Consider the following 17418-nt stretch of genomic DNA (forward strand, 5'->3'; position numbering starts at 1 on the left):
CCCGCCCCCGACAGTCGGAATATGCCTCGATGTCGGTGCCCACGCAGATGGTGGTCGGGCAGCTTTATGCAGTCAGTGTCACTTACAAGAACATTGGCAAGGACACATGGACGAATGAACAAAATTTCAGGCTGGGCTCGTGGTATCCCCCTGACAATCTGACCTGGGGTACTTCCCGGGCCAACCTGCCGGGGCCCGTCGCACCCAACGAGACGGTGACTATCCCCTTTGCCGTGCGGGCCCCTACACAGCCCGGTCAGCACAGGTTCCAGTGGCGGATGGTGCAGGATGGGGTGGAGTGGTTCGGCGGTGAAACGCCCGCGCCGATGGTCAATGTCGTTGCGTCCAACGTTACGGGCTACATCGACGGAATCTCTGGAGCCCACCTGGTGGGATGGGCCTGCTCGACGGGAATCGAAACTCCGATTGACGTCCATCTCTATGTGGGGGGCGCTGCTGGGCAAGGGGTTGGTGTCTCCTCGACCCGAGCAGATCTGCCTGCCGGTGCCGGTGTAGCGTCTGCTTGCGGGACGCAGGGTGATGCACACGGTTTCCGCATTCCCATTGATGGCGGGCTGATCGCAGCGCATCAGGGGAAGCCGATCCATGTGCACGGCATTTCGCCCGTTGGAGCAGCCAACTACGCGATAGTGCAGTCAGGCGTATTCGTGGTGCCGGCCAACCAGCAGCCCGTCGTAGCGCTGGTATCTCCGGCGCATGGCGCCGTGTACTCAGAAGGCACGGTTATTCGTCTCTCTGCAACGGCCAGCGATGCGGACGACGGCGTTGCATCGGTGAGCTTCGTCGTGGACGGCGCCACGATCGGCGTGACGTCCCCGCCCAATCACTTCGTTGACTGGGTGGCATCACCGGGCAGCCATACGGTGCAGGCATCTGTACGCGATACGCGTGGAGCCGTGGCGTTGAGCGACTCCAGGACCGTACATGCATCAAAGGTCTCAGGTGCAATCACGGGTCTGCGGGACGGTAATATCGTCGGCTGGGCCTGCTCGACGCATGTGCCTGGGCCGATCAAAGTGCGTGTGTTCATTGGAGGGCCTGAGGGCGCAGGACTGTCTGCTGGAGAGTATCTCGCCGACCGGGCAAGTCCGGCTGAAAGGGCGGCCCAGTGCGCAACAGGGAGCGCGCATGACTTCCTGATCACTCCTTCGGCTGAGGTTCTGCAGGCTGGCTTGGGAAAGGCCATTCACGCTTATGGTGTTTCCGCGCTGACCGGACAGCCGGTTGCGCTCAACGGCTCGGGGCATCACGCACTTTCAGCGAACCAAGCGCCAGTCGTCCGCATTACCGCCCCGCAAGCGACGACTGCGCTGACCTCCCCTGCGACCACGCTCTTCAGTGCCTCGGCGAGCGACGCCGACGGCGTTGTCAGTGATGTCAGGCTTTACCGGGACGGAGTGCTTGTCGCGGAATTGTCCTCGGCTCCCTATCAGGTGCAGCTGACTGGGCTGGGCGAAGGGCCGCACACGCTGCGCGCCGTTGCCCGCGACTCCAGTGGAGCATCGGGTAGCGACGAGATCACGATCAGCGTGAGCGCGCCGCAGTCACCCGCCAGTGCGGTCCGGCGATACGTGTATGACGCCCAGCAGCGACTATGCAAGGTGATCGAGCCGGAAACCGGTGCGACCGTGATGGAGTATGACGGAGCTGGCAATCTGACCTGGTCTGCTGCGGGCATCGCACTGCCGGATGCCGGGCGCTGTGATCGCGAATCGGCCTGGTCTTCTGGACGTCGGGTCGATCGCGTCTACGATGCGCGAAATCGCCTTGTGGAACTGCGCTTTCCCGACGGCAGGGGCAATCAGCGCTGGGAGTACACGCCGGACGGGCTTCCCTTGAAGGTGATCACCAGCAACGATGGGCAGAACGCCGCGGTCGTCAACAGCTATCGATACTCACCAAGCCGGCAGCTCATATGGGAAGAGTCGACCCTCGATGGCGGCAGCCCGCTTTCAATAGGCTATGGCTACGATAGAAATGGGAACCTGTCCAGCGAGACGCGACCAGGAGGGCTGATACTGAGCTATGAGCCCGACGCCCTCGGCCAGCCCAGACGAATCTCTGACAGTGCTGGAGCGCTCTATGCCGAGAACATCGCCTGGCATCCCAATGGCGCGCTCGCTGGCATGCGCTATGGCAATGGCATCGAGCATCAGGGCGTGCTCAATGCGCGGATGCTTCCGTCGCAATTAAAGGATGGCACTGCCAGCGAGCTTCTGTATCAGTACGGCGCCAATGGTGATGTTTCGGCAATCATCGATCGGCAGCAGGGAACTGCGCATGACATCCGCATGGGTTACGACGGCCAGGGCAGGCTGACGCTTGCGCAGTCGACTTCCTTCGGGGGCGATGGCGCATTCCGCTACACCTATGACGTGCAGGACAATCTACTGAGCGTGCAGCTGGGTGGCGTGCGCAGCCAGCAGTTCTGGTACGACGGGCGCAACCAGCTGACCAATGTCCGCGATGATGCTGGCGCGACGGTGACCGGATTGGCCTGGGATGTTCAAGGCAATCTCTTGCTGCGCAACGGACGCAAGTACGACTTCGACTTTGGCAACAGGCTGCGCGAAGTGCAGGAAGCGGAGCGCTATGCCTACGATGCCTATGGGCGGCGTGCCGTGGCGTACGATGCCCAGGGGCAACGCCTGCGCGCGCTGTATTCGTTGGCCGGGAAGGTGGTGCATGAAGATCGGCGAGGGAAGGGCGCCTCGGAGTACATCTATGTAGGTGGTCGACTGCTGGCCACCCGCGGCCCGACAGGGGTTACCTGGACGCATGTGGATGCGCTGGGCAGCCCGGTCGCTGTCACGGATGGCACAGGCAGTGTTGTCGAGCGCCGCCGGTTTGAGCCGTACGGTGCCGAGCTGGGCGGGCAGGTCAAGGATGGGCCGGGCTACACCGGACATGTGAGCGATTCGGCCACAGGGCTGAGTTACATGCAGCAGAGGTACATGGATCCGCAGTTGGGTGTGTTCCTGTCTGTGGATCCGGTGACGGCGTATGAGCAGCCTGTTGGGCAGTTCAACCGGTATCGGTATGCGAACGGGAATCCGTACAAGTTCACGGATCCCGACGGACGGATGAGTCGTAAGGATATTGACGCGGCAAACGAATCTTTCCTCCTGGAAAAAAGTAAGAGGCCTGTCGATCGCTTTGTCGACATGGTCGCTTCGACGATTCAGGATGCAAGGGACGATATTAAGGAGATTTCTTCGGCGGCCCATTCCAATGCTGGGGAAGTTCCGATTGCGGCAGTGATCAGCATTGCGTCAATGGCAACTCCGGTTGGCCCGGAGATCAGACCGGCTGTTGCCGAGGTGAGAAGCCTCATCGCGACTCATGGGAGGACCATGAGCAATAAAGCCCTGGGTCGCCTTGTGAAAAGTATAAGAAGCGATGGGGCTGTGAGAGAGCCTCTGGTTGTCACACGACATGAAGGGGCGCTTTACATTCTAGATGGTCACCATCGCGCATTGGCCGCACCGCGAGCGGGAGTGTCTGAGGTCCCCGTAAGAGAGGTTCAGTTGCCGTGGGGCGCATATAAGAGTCCGGCGGATTTGGTGTATTCTCCGGGTCTTGGATACTGATATGGGTGTGAAGATCTGTCATATGGAGATGTTCATGGGAAGGTCTCATAATTTATATTTGACGGGGTTTCGTGTGAATTCAGTTGATCGTGTTGTCGCGGCCTTGGTTTCTGCAAGAAATTTTCTCCTTGTCGGGGGGCGGGCTCGCGATGCTCTAGCTGCTCTGAGTGGGGTTTCGGGAGACATCGAGGCCATTGATGTGATTCCCGCAAGGGCGTTGATTGAGTTTGCAATTGACGCTGCTGTTGCTAGTGTTTCTAATAGAAATATTCGCGGGGCTGTAGTTATTTTAAATGTAGTTCACAATATTCCTTTGAGTGTCGAGAGGCTTAGAAGTTGGGACTTTGATTATTTTTTGTCCGTTGAGGTTTCAGAACTTTTGGATAATTATTCGCTTCTTGATCATGCGGAAGTGATGGTCCTTGCGCTATTTCGTGCTGCTGTAGATATCCGTGGATTTGGCGCATTTGGCTCTGAGAGTCTTGGGCTCGCTCCTCGCGAGTAGTGTTTATCTGGCCAGTTGTTAGCCGCTTTGTTTGCTCGTGTGGCCTGTTCGCTGGGTTCGTAATAAGTAGGGCGCAGGTTCGACTCCGGTTTCCGGAGCCGGTTTTAGAGAAGCTCCGGCCCACGTCGGGGCTCTTTGTTTGTGGCCGGTGCTGGAACTCATTGATTGGTGAGGGTTTTGACTCGAGTCATTGCGTGCATCAGTTCAATTGCAGCCAACTGTGGATCGTGCTTAGCCGTACTGATCAATTGCAGCGGCTGCGAGCACCTTGGCCTCAGGCTCGCTTAGGGTTCGTGAGGACCTAGGCCATTGGCTCCGTCCATCACTAGCTCCTCTGCTTTTGAAAGAGCCGCGCAGCTATGACCGTGCTGACCGCTCGTTGCGCGCTGTAGCAAGCGGCTGGAGTAGCTGGATAGTGACGGTTCGTGATCTGGCTAAATGCGCTATCGCTTGCTCGCTGAGTTCTGCGGTTGCCCGTGGACAATTACTATTTCGGACGCAGGACGGTTAGCTTTAAGCCGGGCAGGCCTAGCCTGACTCAGCTCGGGCACCTTCCGAGAGGTTAGATTGCCGGTGTTAATCACAATGTAGAACGCTTGGGCTGTTACCTCAGCACGTTTGTAAGCTTCAAGTTACTTTGTATCGAAACGGAAATCTTTCCAGCGAGACACGACCAGGAGGGCTGATACTGAGCTATGAGCCCGACGCCCTTGGCAAGCCCAGACGAATCTCTGACAGTGCTGGAGCGCTCTATGCCGAGAACATCGCCTGGCATCCCAATGGCGCGCTCGCTGGCATGCGCTATGGCAATGGCATCGAGCATCAGGGCGTGCTCAATGCGCGGATGCTTCCGTCGCAATTAAAGGATGGCACTGCCAGCGAGCTTCTGTATCAGTACGGCGCCAATGGTGATGTTTCGGCAATTATCGATCGGCAGCAGGGAACTGCGCATGACATCCGCATGGGTTACGACGGCCAGGGCAGGCTGACGCTTGCGCAGTCGACTTCCTTCGGGGGCGATGGCGCATTCCGCTACACCTATGACGTGCAGGACAATCTACTGAGCGTGCAGCTGGGTGGCGTGCGCAGCCAGCAGTTCTGGTACGACGGGCGCAACCAGCTGACCAATGTCCGCGATGATGCTGGCGCGACGGTGACCGGATTGGCCTGGGATGTTCAAGGCAATCTCTTGCTGCGCAACGGACGCAAGTACGACTTCGACTTTGGCAACAGGCTGCGCGAAGTGCAGGAAGCGGAGCGCTATGCCTACGATGCCTATGGGCGGCGTGCCGTGGCGTACGATGCCCAGGGGCAACGCCTGCGCGCGCTGTATTCGTTGGCCGGGAAGGTGGTGCATGAAGATCGGCGAGGGAAGGGCGCCTCGGAGTACATCTATGTAGGTGGTCGACTGCTGGCCACCCGCGGCCCGACAGGGGTTACCTGGACGCATGTGGATGCGCTGGGCAGCCCGGTCGCTGTCACGGATGGCACAGGCAGTGTTGTCGAGCGCCGCCGGTTTGAGCCGTACGGTGCCGAGCTGGGCGGGCAGGTCAAGGATGGGCCGGGCTACACCGGACATGTGAGCGATTCGGCCACAGGGCTGAGTTACATGCAGCAGAGGTACATGGATCCGCAGTTGGGTGTGTTCCTGTCTGTGGATCCGGTGACGGCGTATGAGCAGCCTGTTGGGCAGTTCAACCGGTATCGGTATGCGAACGGGAATCCGTACAAGTTCACGGATCCCGACGGCAGACAGGCAGTCCCTGGCCAGCCGCTTGTCTTCTACCAGACAACTACGCGTACGACGACCGGCAGTGGGGCGGTCGATGTTGTGAGGACGAATGTTTCCAATTATGGAATCGTCCATGGAACACGGACGGAAGTTCGTGGAACTGTCACCCTTCCGCCTCAGAAGTCATTGGGTGGTGCGCCAGCCAATCCCGGATCTGAAGTGACGACCAAATTGCTCAACTTCAGTGATAAATCCGGCAAGAATGTCGAAGTTACTAGTGGCCAAAGAACGGTGGAGCAAAACCGAACGGTGGGTGGCGCGAGTCGGAGCCAGCACCTACAGGACAACGCGGCAGACATACGGATAAATGGGAGCACAGCTAAGCAGACCGCTGATGCGGCCCATGGTTCCGGCGAATTCAACCGGGTCAATCAATATACTGATGGCCGCGGCGTTCATGTGGATCTTAAGCAGGATGGAACGCAGGGACGTTTCACTGACTGGAAACCCAAAAAATGAAGATCATCTCCGGCGGAGCTTGGCTCATGATGCTAGTGGCATGCAGCCCTGCTCCCTCCGACGTAAGGGATCTGGCCAAGCAGACGCCTACTGAAGCTGTCCCCTTGGTGGCAGGCATTGATGCCAGCAGTGGCTCCCTTGCGGGCCTGCGTATTGGGATGACCAAGGACCAGCTTTTCGCAGCCGGCAATCCCATCATTGAACGTTCGGTTATGCAGGAAGGAGACGAATACATAGTCATGGATGTCTCGTTACCCGACGGTCTGGTTGTCGAATGCTGGTTCGACCAAGGCAGGATAGAGAAGCTGCGGACCATCTCCGAGGGATTGTTAGATGAGAAGGGAGTTGGTGTTGGCTCCACGTTGGTGGCGCTGAAGGCTGCCTATCCGGACGGTCGTCTTGTCACGGGAAATGAAGACGGCAGGCGCTATGCGAACTTCGTCAACCGCTCCAGAGTGGTCTTCGAGATGGACATGGCTGGGCTTCCACAAGCGTGTTTCCACGATGAAAGCAAGGAATGCGAGGTGCATCCGAACTTGCGTGTGCATGGCGTTGTCCTGTATTCCGGTCCAAGCACGTAGGGCAGGTGTTCCAGGCAAGTCTGGTGACTGGATTGGCCTGGGATGTTCAGGGCAATCTCCAGCTACGCAATGGGCGGAAGTCCGACTTCAACTTTGGCAATAGGCTGCGTGAAGTGAAGGAGGAGGCGGAGCGCTAGGCCTACGATTCCTATAGGCGGAGTGCGGTGGCGCACGATGCCCAGGGGCAACGCCTGCGCGCGATGTATTCGTTGGCCGGAAAGGTGGTGCACGAAGAGCGACGAGGAAAGGGCGCCTCGGAGTACATCTATGTAGGTGGTCGACTGCTGGCGACCCGCAGCCCGACAGGTGTTACCTGGACGCATGTGGATGCGCCGGGCAGCCCGGTCGCTGTCAAAAAGCCCCGGCCTTGGCCGGGGCTTTTTGTTTGTGGCGAAGCTGCCAGTCACCTCACTCCGCACCACTCCCCGCCGGATGCGACGACCGCCGCCGGAACTTCCGCGACAGCCAATCCCCCGCATCATCCACCACGGTGAAGGCCGCCGGAATCACGATCAGGCTCAGCAGCGTGGAGGTGATCAAGCCACCGATCACGGCGATCGCCATCGGTGCACGGAAGCTGGAATCGCCGGCAAAGCCCAGCGCGATCGGCATCATGCCTGCGCCCATCGCCAGCGTGGTCATGATGATCGGCTGTGCACGCTTGCGGCAGGCATCGATCAACGCGTCGTGCTGGCTCATGCCGTGTTCGTCTTCGGCCATCACCGCGTAATCCACCAGCAGGATGGAGTTCTTGGTGGCGATGCCGATCAGCATCAGCAGCCCGATCAGCGCCGGCAGCGAGAGCATGTTCTGGGTGATCAGCAGCGCGCCGAACGCGCCACCGGCACACAGCGGCACCGCGGCGAGGATGGTGATCGGCATCAGGGCGTGGTTGAACAGCAGCAACAGCACCATGTAGATGCAGATCAACCCGGCCGCCATGGCCAGCATGAAACCGATGAACAGCTCGACGAACACTTCCGCATCGCCGGTGTTGAGGAAGGTGACGCCCGGCGGCAACTGCTTGACGCCCGGCAGGGCCTGCACTTCGGTCATCACATCGCCCAGTGGGCGGCCGTTGAGTTCGGCGGTGAGGGTCACGTTGCGCTGGCGCTGGTAGCGTGAGATCTGCGAAGGGCCACTGCCTTGCTGGATGTCAGCCACGGCCGCCAGCGGTACCGGGCCATTGCGGCCGGGCACGCGCAGCTGGCTGATCAGGCCCGGGTTGGCGAGCGTGGCTTCGGCGAAGCCGACCCGGATCGGCACCTGGCGGTCGGGCAGGTTGAGCTTGGCCAGGCGCTGTTCGTAATCGCCAGCCGTGGCGATGCGGGCGGCCTCGGCGATATCGGCCGTCGCCACGCCCAGGTCGGCAGCGCGGGCGGGGTTCGGCACGATCTGGAGTTCCGGGCGCAGCAGCGAGGCCGTGGAGGTGACGCTGCCCAGGCCCTGGATACCGCGCAGGTCGCGCTCCAGCGCAGTGGCGGCATCCTGCAGGCGTTGCGGGTCGTCACCGGAGAGCACCAGCTGCAGCAGGTTGCCGGGCTCGGAGCTGACATAGCTGACCCGCACGCCGGGGAGGTCGGCCAGGCGCTCGCGGGCCTCACGCTCCAGCACGCGCTGGTCGCGGTCCCGTCCGTCGGCGCTGCCCCAGTCCAGCACCAGGGTGGCCTTGCGCGGTTCGCCGATGCCGGTCGCACCGGGGTCGCCCAGGTCCAGCACGCTGCCGACGGCGGTGTAGACCTGCTTGAGTTCGGGCATGTCCTTGAGCAGGCCTCTCGCGCGTTCGGCGACCGCCACGGTCTCCTGCAGGCGGGTACCCGGCGGCAGTTCGAGGTTGAGGTTGCTGCGGCCCAGATCGGACTGTGGAATGAAGGTAGCCGGGATAAACGGCACCAGCGCCAGCGAGGCCACGAACAGGCCGGTGGCGATCCACAGGGTGCGGCCACGATGGCGCAGCGCGGCGTCCACCCAGCCCAGGTACCACGTCATCAGCTTGGATTCCGGCTTCTCCTCGCCATGTGGCTTGAGCAGGTAGGCGGCCATCATCGGGGTGAGCAGGCGGGCCACCAGCAAAGAGAACAGCACGGCGGTGGCGGCGGTCCAGCCGAATTCGCGGAAGAACTTGCCCGCGATGCCCGGCATGAAGGCGACCGGCACGAACACGGCAGCCAGGGTCAGCGAGGTGGCGATTACCGCGTTGCCGATCTCGCCGGCGGCCTCGCGCGCGGCTTCCAGCGGCGGCTTGCCCATGCGCAGGTGGCGCACGATGTTCTCGATCTCCACGATCGCATCGTCCACCAGGATGCCGACCACGACGGAGAGCGCCAGCAGCGTGATGATGTTGAGGGTGAAGCCGAAGAAGTACATCACCGCGAACGTCGGGATGATCGACAGCGGCAGCGCCAGCGCCGACACCCACGTCGCCCGCCAATCGCGCAGGAACAGCCACACCACCAGCAGGGCCAGCAGCGCGCCCTCCCAGAGCATGGTCATCGAGGAATCGTAGGAGCGGTGGGTCTCGTCGATCGCCGTGGTGACCAAGCGGAAGTCGATGCCCGGATGCTCGGCCTTGATCTTGTCCAGCGCGTCATGCACGCCGGCCTCCACCTTGACCTCGCTGGAGCCGCGCGTACGCGACATCGAGAAGGCCACCACGCCCTTGCCATCCAGCAGGGCGGCCTCGGTGGGGTCAGCGGCGCCGTCGGTCACGGTGGCCAGCGTGGAGAGCCGCACCGCGCGCCCGTCCGGCAGGGCGATGGAGTAGTCACGCAACGCCTGTGCGTCACCGACAGTACCCAGCGTGCGGATGGTCTGCTGCGCGCCTTCAACCTCGGTCTTGCCGCCGGCACGCTCGACCTGGATGCGGGCCAATTGTTGGGAGACGTCGCCGGCGGTGATGCCCATCGCGATCAGCGCATTGGGATCCAGATCCACCCGGACCTGTCGCTGCACGCCGCCCACGCGGGTGACGCGCGCGACACCGGGCACGCCGTACATCGCACGCGAGATATCACGGTCGACGAACCAGCTGGCCTCATCGGTGGTCATGTGCGGGGCGACCAGCGCATAGGTCATCAGCGAACCGCCGATGTCGACCTTGGAGATCACCGGTTCCTGGATGTCCTGCGGCAGATCGGTGCGGATGCGGGTGACCGCGTCGCGGGTGTCGTCCAGCGCGGTGGCCAGATCGGCTTCCAGCTGGAACTCGATGGTGGTGGTGCTGACGCCTTCGCTGACCGAAGACATCACGCGCTTGACGTTGTTGACCGTCGCCACCGAGTCTTCGACCTTGCGGGTCACCTCGGCCTCCAGCTGGCTGGGCGAGGCGCCGGGCTGGGTGACGGTGACGGTGGTCATCGGGAAGGCGATGTCCGGGAAGCGCGCCACCGGCAACTGATGGAAACCCCACAGGCCGGCCACGCACAGCACGAAGAAGATCAGCAGCGCAGGCAACGGGCGTTTGATCGCCCAGGCGGAGATGTTCATCGTGCGGCGGCCTTGGTCGCAGCGACCACACGCACGCGGTCGCCCTCACCGAGGAAGCCGGCGCCATCCACCACGACCTGGTCACCGGCCTTCAGGCCTTCAAGGATCGCAGTGCGGCCCTGCACGGCCTGGCCGGTGCTGACGCGGTGGCGGGTGGCCTGCTGCTTGTCGTTCACGGTGAACACATAGTTGTGGCCGTCGCGCTGCACGATCGCCGCGGTCGGGATGGTCAGCACCGGGCCGTCGCCGGTGACGATGCGGCCATCCACGTAGATGCCCTGCTTGAGTGGGCCGGGGGCTGGCAGGTCGGCATAGATCGTGCCGGTGCGGGTCTGTCCATCGACACCCGGGGTGACCGCGCGGATGCGGCCACTGACCACCTGGCCCGCATACGGCAGCTCAACCGTGTTGCCGACGGCGACATCGGCCAGCTGGTTTTCCGGCAGCTCCGCACGCCACTCCAGGCGGCCATCGCGGATCAGGCGCAGCAGCTCGGTACCGGCGGAGACCACCTGGCCCGGCTGCACCAGGCGCTTGGAAATCAGGCCGTCGGCGGGTGCGCGCAGGTCGGCGAAATCGCGGCGCAGCTTGGCCGCGTCGCGCGCGGCACGTGCGGTGGAGGTCTGCGCTTCGGCATTGATGCGTGAGGCGCGCAGCTCATCCAGGCTGCTTTCGCTGATCAGTTGCTGGGCGGCCAGCTTGGCGCTGCGCTCGTAGTTCATGCGGGCCAGTTCCTGGGAGGCCTGCGCCTGTCGCAACGAGGCGTCGGCCTGCGCCAGCTCGCTGTCCAGGGTGCGGTGGTCCACCTGCAGCAGCACCTGGCCCTGCTTGACCCATTGCCCCACGTCCACCAGCAACGCGGTCACGCGCTGGCCGCTGATTTCCACGCCGAGCTGCATTTCTTCATAGGCGGTGACCGGCCCGGAAACCAGCACCGTGCGGGCCATGGTCTGCTGCTGCGCGGGCGCCAGCGAGACCGGCAGCGCGGAGCTGGCGGCCGTGGCGTCGGCCGAGGCCTTGTCGTCCTTGCCGCCGCAGGCGGACAGCAGCGCGACAGCCAGGATCAGGGAAAAACTGCGGAGGTAGGGTGCACGCATCGAGAGGCTTTCCGGGTCGGAACAGCGGGAAAAGAAAGGAATCGGGAAATCAGGATTCGCGCGACAGGCGTTGTTCGATGCCATCGAGCATCAGGCCCAGCCCCTGCTCGAAGCGGGCGTCGAAATCGACCTCGCTCCATGCATCACGGGCCTGCCAGCAATGGGGGAAGCGCGCCTCGGCCAGCGCCATGAAGGCCTCACCCAGCGCTTCCATGCTGCCGTCGCCGGGCCAGGACTGCTCCTCGATCACGAAGCCCATCGTGTAGTACACCAGGTCCATCGCCGCGGTCGCGGCAAAGCGTGCCGGCGCGCCGGCGCCCATCAGCGCGGCGATGCTGGCCTCACCTACCCGCAGCACGTTCTCGGTGGCCAGGAAGGTGCCCGCATACACCCGCGCACCATCGCGGCGCGCTTTAAACGCCAGGCGGAACTCACGCCCGATCTGCAGCAGCGTCTGCCGCCATGGCTGTCCGTCGGGAATCACGCGAGCCACGTCGCAGATCATGGCGTCGGCCATGGCGTCGATCAGCGCCTGTTTGCTCTTGAAGTGCCAGTACAACGACGGCGCCCGGATGCCCAGCGAGCAGGCCACTTTGCGCAGGGTAATGCCCTCCAGGCCGGCCTCGTCGAGGATCCGGAAGGCCGCCTTGACGATGTCTTCCCGCGCGATGGGTTGGCGCACTGTGTTCTGGCCTAACGTTGTTAGGGGGCGAATCTAACAGTGTTAGGTTCGCGCCGACAAGTGCCCGTGCACAGATCTCCAATGGGCCCGCGGGACGTGGCTGATGGGTTCAGGCGCGCCCAGGGAGGGGGCCGGGGCCCCAAGCGCCCGGTTGGCTCAGGGGTCGATCAGGTCAGGCTCCAGGACCGCCATCCGGACCCGGTTGCGCCCGCTGGTCTTGGCGTCATACAGCGCCTCATCCGCCCGGGCGATCAGCGCCTCCAGCAGCCGCTGGTCGCGACCTGGCAACGCCTCGCCGATCGCGCCCCCGACGCTGACGGAGACGGCAACGCGCTCGCTGCCCACGAGGATCGGCTCAGCGGCCACCGCACTGCGCAGTCGCTCGGCGGCGGCGGGAATCTCATCGACGGGCGACGCCGCCAGCAGGGCGATGAACTCTTCGCCGCCGAAGCGGGCGAACAGATCGCGCTCCCGCAGGGCGTCGCGGCAGCGCTTGGCGACTACTTTGAGGACTTCATCGCCGACCGGATGGCCGTAGGTATCGTTGATCTTCTTGAAGTGGTCCACGTCCACCATCAGCACAGCCACCGCACGGCCGTTGGCTTCGCGGGCGGCGATGATCTGGGCCGAGCATTCTTCGAAATGACGGCGGTTGGGGACGCCGGTCAACGGGTCCGAGGACGCCAGGCGGCGCAGCTCGGCGGCCATCAGCAGGTCCGCGGTGACATCGGTGAACAGCCAGATGCGCCCGTGTGCGCCGTTGCCGCGTACCGGATGGGTGTCCACTTCGAAGGTGCGTTCGCCCAGGGTCCAGTTCTGCTTGGCGGCGAACTGATCGTTGTTCATCTGAGCGCTGTAGGCCAGTTCCAGCTCGGCGTGGTTGTCGCAGCGTTGGCGCAGGGCGCGCATCGGGCCGGCCAGATCCGCCGCCCGGTGATTGCCAGCCGTGCAGCCCAGCAGCTCCGCGGCGTGCTCGTTGACCGCCGCGCCGACGCCATCCCCGTCGATCAGCACGATGCCCGCCGGCACGCTTTCAAACAGGTCCAGGAACTGATTGCGGACGATCGTGCCGCGCGCGGCTTCGCGCCGTGCGGACAGCAGTCGGGCCACGCTCGTGGCCAGCAGTGGCACCTGTGCCGTCAAGGTTGCAGGGGCAGGGACGCTCCGCCAGAGCAGCAGCAGGCCACTCAGCGGCGCGCCGTGGGAGGGGGCCGGAACGTACAGCAGGCGGGCGGGACGGCCTTCCAGGGCATGGATGATCGCCGTCGGCAGCCGGAAGTCCGCTGCGTCCATGGCCTCGCCGCTCCAGCGCGCCTCGAGGATGCCGCTGCGCGCCAGGTTGAAGCTCGACGAGGGCAGTGCCGGGGCCGAGACAGCCCAGGTCGCCCTCCCGCCGGCGTCCACCTCCACTGCCATCACCAGGTCGGCGTGGGAGGCGAGACGGGCGAACTGGCACAGCGCGGCAAGCGCTTCACTGTCGGAGGTCGTCACCGCGTGGGGCCTGCCAAACGCTGTTCGAGAATGCGCATGACGTCATCGGGTGCCGTCATGTGCGGGAGGTGACCGGAAGCATCGATCACATCCAGGGTGGCGCCATCGATCGCGTTGGCCAGCCACTGGCCGACGGCGACCGGTACCGCCACGTCGTGCGCGGTCTGGATCAGGTGGACCGGCGTGGAAACCCGCGCAGCCAGGCTGCGCAGATCTGAGGTGAAGATCGTGCGCGAGGTATTGAGCGCGATGTCCGGGCGCATCTGGAACAGGGTGTTGGAGAAATCGGCAACGACCGCGCTGTCTTCCACGCCGACGACCATCGGGGCGAAGCCGGCGATCCAGGCCTGGTAGTTGGCGCGCATGCTCTCGAACAGTTGCTCCAGGTCCTGCGGTTTGAAACCGCCGGTGTAGCCGTCATCGTCGAGATAACGCGGCGACGCACCGATGATGACCAGCCGCTCGAACAGCTCCGGCCGTGCCACCGCAGCGGCCGCGCCGATCATGCCGCTCATCGAATGGCCGACGTAGGTGCAGTTGTGCACGTCGAGCTCATCCAGGATGTCGAGCAGATCGTCGGCGTAGCCGAACAGCGAACCATGACGTTCGAAATCGTAAGTCTGCGCACCTTGCGGGCCACAGCCGGCAAGATCGAAGGAGATCACGTCATAGCGCGCTTCAAACCACGGGCGCAATGCATTCCATGCGGTCTGATCGGTACCAAAGCCGTGTGACAGGATCGCGACCGCCTTGCCCTCACCACTACGGCGCCCGTTGAACCGCTCGAAACTTTCCACGCACATCCACCCATGGCGTCTTGCAAGGGCCGAATACTAGGTCACGGGCGCGCGTGGGTCCAACGCGTGGCCATGGCGAATACCAGTTGCCGCAGATAGCCGCCGATGAAACTGGCGATGGCACCGGCGAGGGTACCCAGCAGCAAACGCAGGGTGATGCGCGCGATACGACGGGCATGCAGCCGCACCCATGGCAGCAGTGCCATCGCCTGCGCACCCATGAGCAGGACCAGTACATCCAGACCCAGCGCATCCACCACGGGCAGCAAGGGCGCCAGCAATGGATTGCAGGCCATCACGATCACGGCCGCGCACGTGAGCACGAACAGGCCGCGCCGGGCCATCGGCGTGGCGGTCCAGCGGAGAAGGCGGGCAGTCAGGGACACGGCAGGCTCCAGGCAGTTGGCCGGAGTGTACTGCGGTATCGTGATGCTCGAACTCCCGGGGATCGCCTCATGAAGATCGCAGTATTCAGCGCCCGCCCGTACGACCAGCAGTTTCTCGATGAGGCCAAGCAACGCCGCGGGGCAGGGACGTCCTTCGAGTTCCTGTATTTCGATGCCGCACTGGAGGTACATACCGCGGCACTGGCGCAGGACTGCGAGGCGGTCTGTGTGTTCGTGAACGACCGGTTGGACGCCCCGGTACTGCAGGCGCTGCATGCACAGGGGGTGCGCGCGATCCTGCTGCGCTGTGCGGGCTTCAACAATGTCGACCTGGCCGCGGCGGAGCAGTTGGGCCTGTTCGTGGCACGCGTGCCGGCTTACTCCCCCGAAGCCGTGGCAGAGCATGCCCTGGCCATGGTGATGACGCTCAACCGGCAGACCCACCGCGCCTACAACCGGGTGCGCGAGGGCAACTTCATGCTCGATGGGTTGCTCGGCCGCACCCTGCACGGCAAGACCGTGGGCATCGTCGGCACCGGCCAGATCGGCCTGGCCACCGCCCGCATCTTCAAGGGCATGGGCTGTACCGTGCTGGGCCACGATCCGTATCCATCGCCCGGATTCACCGCCGTTGGCGCATCGGTCGCGCTGGAGGACCTGCTGGCCCGATCAGACATCGTCTCGCTGCACTGCCCGCTGACGCCTGACACCCATCACCTGATCGACGACGCCTCACTGGCCGCAATGAAGCCCGGGGCGATGCTGGTCAATACCTCGCGCGGCGGGCTGGTGGATACCCATGCGGTGATCCGCGCGCTGAAATCGCGCCGCCTCGGCCACCTGGCCATCGATGTCTACGAGCAGGAGAGTGGGCTGTTCTTCCAGGACCGGTCCGGCGAGATCATCGACGATGACGCGTTCCAGCGCCTGATGACCTTCCCCAACGTGCTCGTGACGGGGCACCAGGGCTTCTTCACGGTCGAGGCGCTGCAGGAGATTTCCGACATCACGCTGCGCAACCTGGCGGACTTCGCCAGTGGGGCGGCGTGCGCGAATCGGGTGCGGGCGGTCTGAGCGGCGCCGCGGGTGACGTGGGGCGTCGGTACGTGTACCGTGGCCGCCCGCCGGCCGTTGCGCAGCACGCGCCGGGACACTGCAACCGGGTCCGCGCTGGCCAGCCCCGGAACTGACCCGTTCATGTCTATACAAGGGCCGGAATGTTGCCGAATCGGGTCATTGCCCGGCACTGCGACAACGTGTCGCAGCCCAAAACAGGCCTTTCCTGCGCTGGATCATTGTCAATGCCTTTCTTAAATGATGCGTGACGGCCTAAAATTGGAAGGCTGACATGATCGTCCTCCGTGCCTGTCCCCTTGGACCGGCACCACCGGCTTTGGCTGGGACGGAGGCGGGCTTGAACTGGCATTCCCTACGCAATTGGATCGACCGATGATTCCGTTGAAACCCCTTGGACGCTTCCTGCGTCCGGGCCTGCTGTTTGCGTTGTCCGTGTTCCTGACGGGCTGCAACTCGGCCATCCTCAACCCCAAGGGCCAGATCGGCCACGACGAGAAGACCCTGCTCATCACGGCGACCGTGCTGATGCTGCTGGTTGTCGTGCCGGTCATCATCATGACCCTCACCTTCGCGTGGAAGTACCGTGCGACCAATACCAAGGCCCGTTATGAGCCGAAGTGGTCGCACTCCACGGCCATCGAAGTGGTGGTCTGGTCGATCCCGTGCATGATCGTGCTGGTGCTGGCCGTGCTGACCTGGCGTTCCTCGCACGCGCTGGATCCGTACCGTCCGCTGGACTCGGACAAGAAGCCGGTGGTGATCGAAGCCATCTCGCTGGACTGGAAGTGGCTCTTCATCTATCCCGAAGAGAACATCGCCACCGTCAACGAGATCACCTTCCCGGTCGATACCCCGCTGAACTTCAAGATCACGTCCGATTCGGTGATGAATGCGTTCTTCATCCCGCACCTGGGCAGCATGATCTACTCGATGACGGCCATGGAGACCAAGCTCCACCTGATCGCAAACGAGACCGGTGAGTTCCCGGGCATGTCCTCGCACTACAGCGGCGCGGGCTTCAGCAAGATGCATTTCTCCGCGCACTCGGTGACCGAGGCGGAGTACCAGCAGTGGCTGACCAAGGTGCGTGCCCAAAGCGCGACCCTGGACAAGACCGCCTTCGCTGCGCTGGTTGCCGAGAAGAACCACGACTGGCACCCGGTGACCTATTACGGCACCACCGAGGCCGGCCTGTTCGACTGGGTCATCGCCAAGCACATGGGCGACAACCAGCACTACGGCATGAAGCACGACCACAAGGCCATGAAGCATGACGGCGCCGAAGGCGAAAGCCATGAAGGCCACGACATGCAGGCCATGAGCGGAGCCCACGACGAAGCGAAGCTGCCGGTCCATGCCGACCAGCCCGCTGCCGCGGACGCCGCACACACTGCAGACGAGCACGCCGCAGCCGGTCACGCCGGTCACGACGGCTCGGGAGAATGACCATGAAT

At 63.4% G+C, this 17418-nt stretch carries 12 protein-coding genes; 6 read left to right on the plus strand and 6 right to left on the minus strand.

The genetic code is table 11. The features are described 5' to 3' along the window. Positions 1-29: 29 nt before the first annotated feature. The 4 genes from PV764_RS19275 to PV764_RS19290 all read left to right on the plus strand — a co-directional run bounded on the left by PV764_RS19275 (position 30) and on the right by PV764_RS19290 (position 6948). On the plus strand, positions 30-3611 hold the full coding sequence (locus PV764_RS19275) for an Ig-like domain-containing protein (protein ID WP_421117312.1): 3582 nt from the start codon (positions 30-32) through the stop codon (positions 3609-3611). 1 nt (position 3612) lies between these two features. Beyond that, positions 3613-4116 carry a hypothetical protein gene (locus PV764_RS19280; RefSeq protein WP_421117313.1) on the plus strand — a complete coding sequence of 168 codons (504 nt, stop codon included), beginning with the start codon at positions 3613-3615 and terminating at the stop codon, positions 4114-4116. A gap of 796 nt (positions 4117-4912) precedes the next feature. Continuing rightward, complete coding sequence (locus PV764_RS19285; protein WP_421117315.1) at positions 4913-6367, plus strand: RHS repeat-associated core domain-containing protein; 1455 nt, start codon at positions 4913-4915, stop codon at positions 6365-6367. Beyond that, positions 6364-6948: a hypothetical protein gene (locus PV764_RS19290; protein WP_346466357.1), complete on the plus strand. Its 585-nt coding sequence runs from the start codon at positions 6364-6366 to the stop codon at positions 6946-6948. The genes PV764_RS19285 and PV764_RS19290 overlap by 4 nt, the downstream gene beginning before the upstream one ends. Positions 6949-7356: 408 nt before the next feature. Here PV764_RS19290 and PV764_RS19295 read toward each other — a convergent pair whose 3' ends face one another. From PV764_RS19295 to PV764_RS19320, 6 genes are all read right to left on the minus strand, one after another. Further along, complete coding sequence (locus PV764_RS19295; RefSeq protein WP_421117316.1) at positions 7357-10434, minus strand: efflux RND transporter permease subunit; 3078 nt, start codon at positions 10432-10434, stop codon at positions 7357-7359. Next, a complete protein-coding gene (locus tag PV764_RS19300; protein ID WP_019184506.1) occupies positions 10431-11531 on the minus strand; it encodes an efflux RND transporter periplasmic adaptor subunit in 1101 nt (366 codons plus the stop codon). The genes PV764_RS19295 and PV764_RS19300 overlap by 4 nt, the downstream gene beginning before the upstream one ends. Positions 11532-11580: 49 nt before the next feature. Continuing rightward, positions 11581-12213 (minus strand): TetR/AcrR family transcriptional regulator C-terminal domain-containing protein, encoded by a 633-nt coding sequence (locus tag PV764_RS19305; protein ID WP_046272187.1) that lies wholly within the window; start codon positions 12211-12213, stop codon positions 11581-11583. A gap of 156 nt (positions 12214-12369) precedes the next feature. After that, complete coding sequence (locus PV764_RS19310) at positions 12370-13704, minus strand: GGDEF domain-containing protein (protein ID WP_019184504.1); 1335 nt, start codon at positions 13702-13704, stop codon at positions 12370-12372. After that, on the minus strand, positions 13701-14507 hold the full coding sequence (locus PV764_RS19315) for an alpha/beta fold hydrolase (RefSeq protein ID WP_019184503.1): 807 nt from the start codon (positions 14505-14507) through the stop codon (positions 13701-13703). The genes PV764_RS19310 and PV764_RS19315 overlap by 4 nt, the downstream gene beginning before the upstream one ends. A 35-nt stretch (positions 14508-14542) precedes the next feature. Then, entirely contained in the window at positions 14543-14887 is a 345-nt protein-coding gene (locus PV764_RS19320; RefSeq protein WP_046272185.1) for a hypothetical protein, read from the minus strand. A 69-nt stretch (positions 14888-14956) separates the two neighbouring features. Between PV764_RS19320 and PV764_RS19325 the strand changes: the two genes are divergently transcribed. Both PV764_RS19325 and cyoA read left to right on the plus strand, forming a co-directional pair. After that, positions 14957-15961, plus strand: a complete 1005-nt coding sequence (locus PV764_RS19325; protein WP_284128212.1) for a 2-hydroxyacid dehydrogenase — start codon at positions 14957-14959, stop codon at positions 15959-15961. Positions 15962-16336: 375 nt separating this feature from the next. Further along, complete coding sequence (gene cyoA / locus PV764_RS19330) at positions 16337-17410, plus strand: ubiquinol oxidase subunit II (RefSeq protein WP_019184500.1); 1074 nt, start codon at positions 16337-16339, stop codon at positions 17408-17410. Positions 17411-17418 lie beyond the last annotated feature (8 nt).

This window comes from Stenotrophomonas sp. AS1 (assembly GCF_048957655.1).
Classification (GTDB): domain Bacteria; phylum Pseudomonadota; class Gammaproteobacteria; order Xanthomonadales; family Xanthomonadaceae; genus Stenotrophomonas; species Stenotrophomonas bentonitica_A.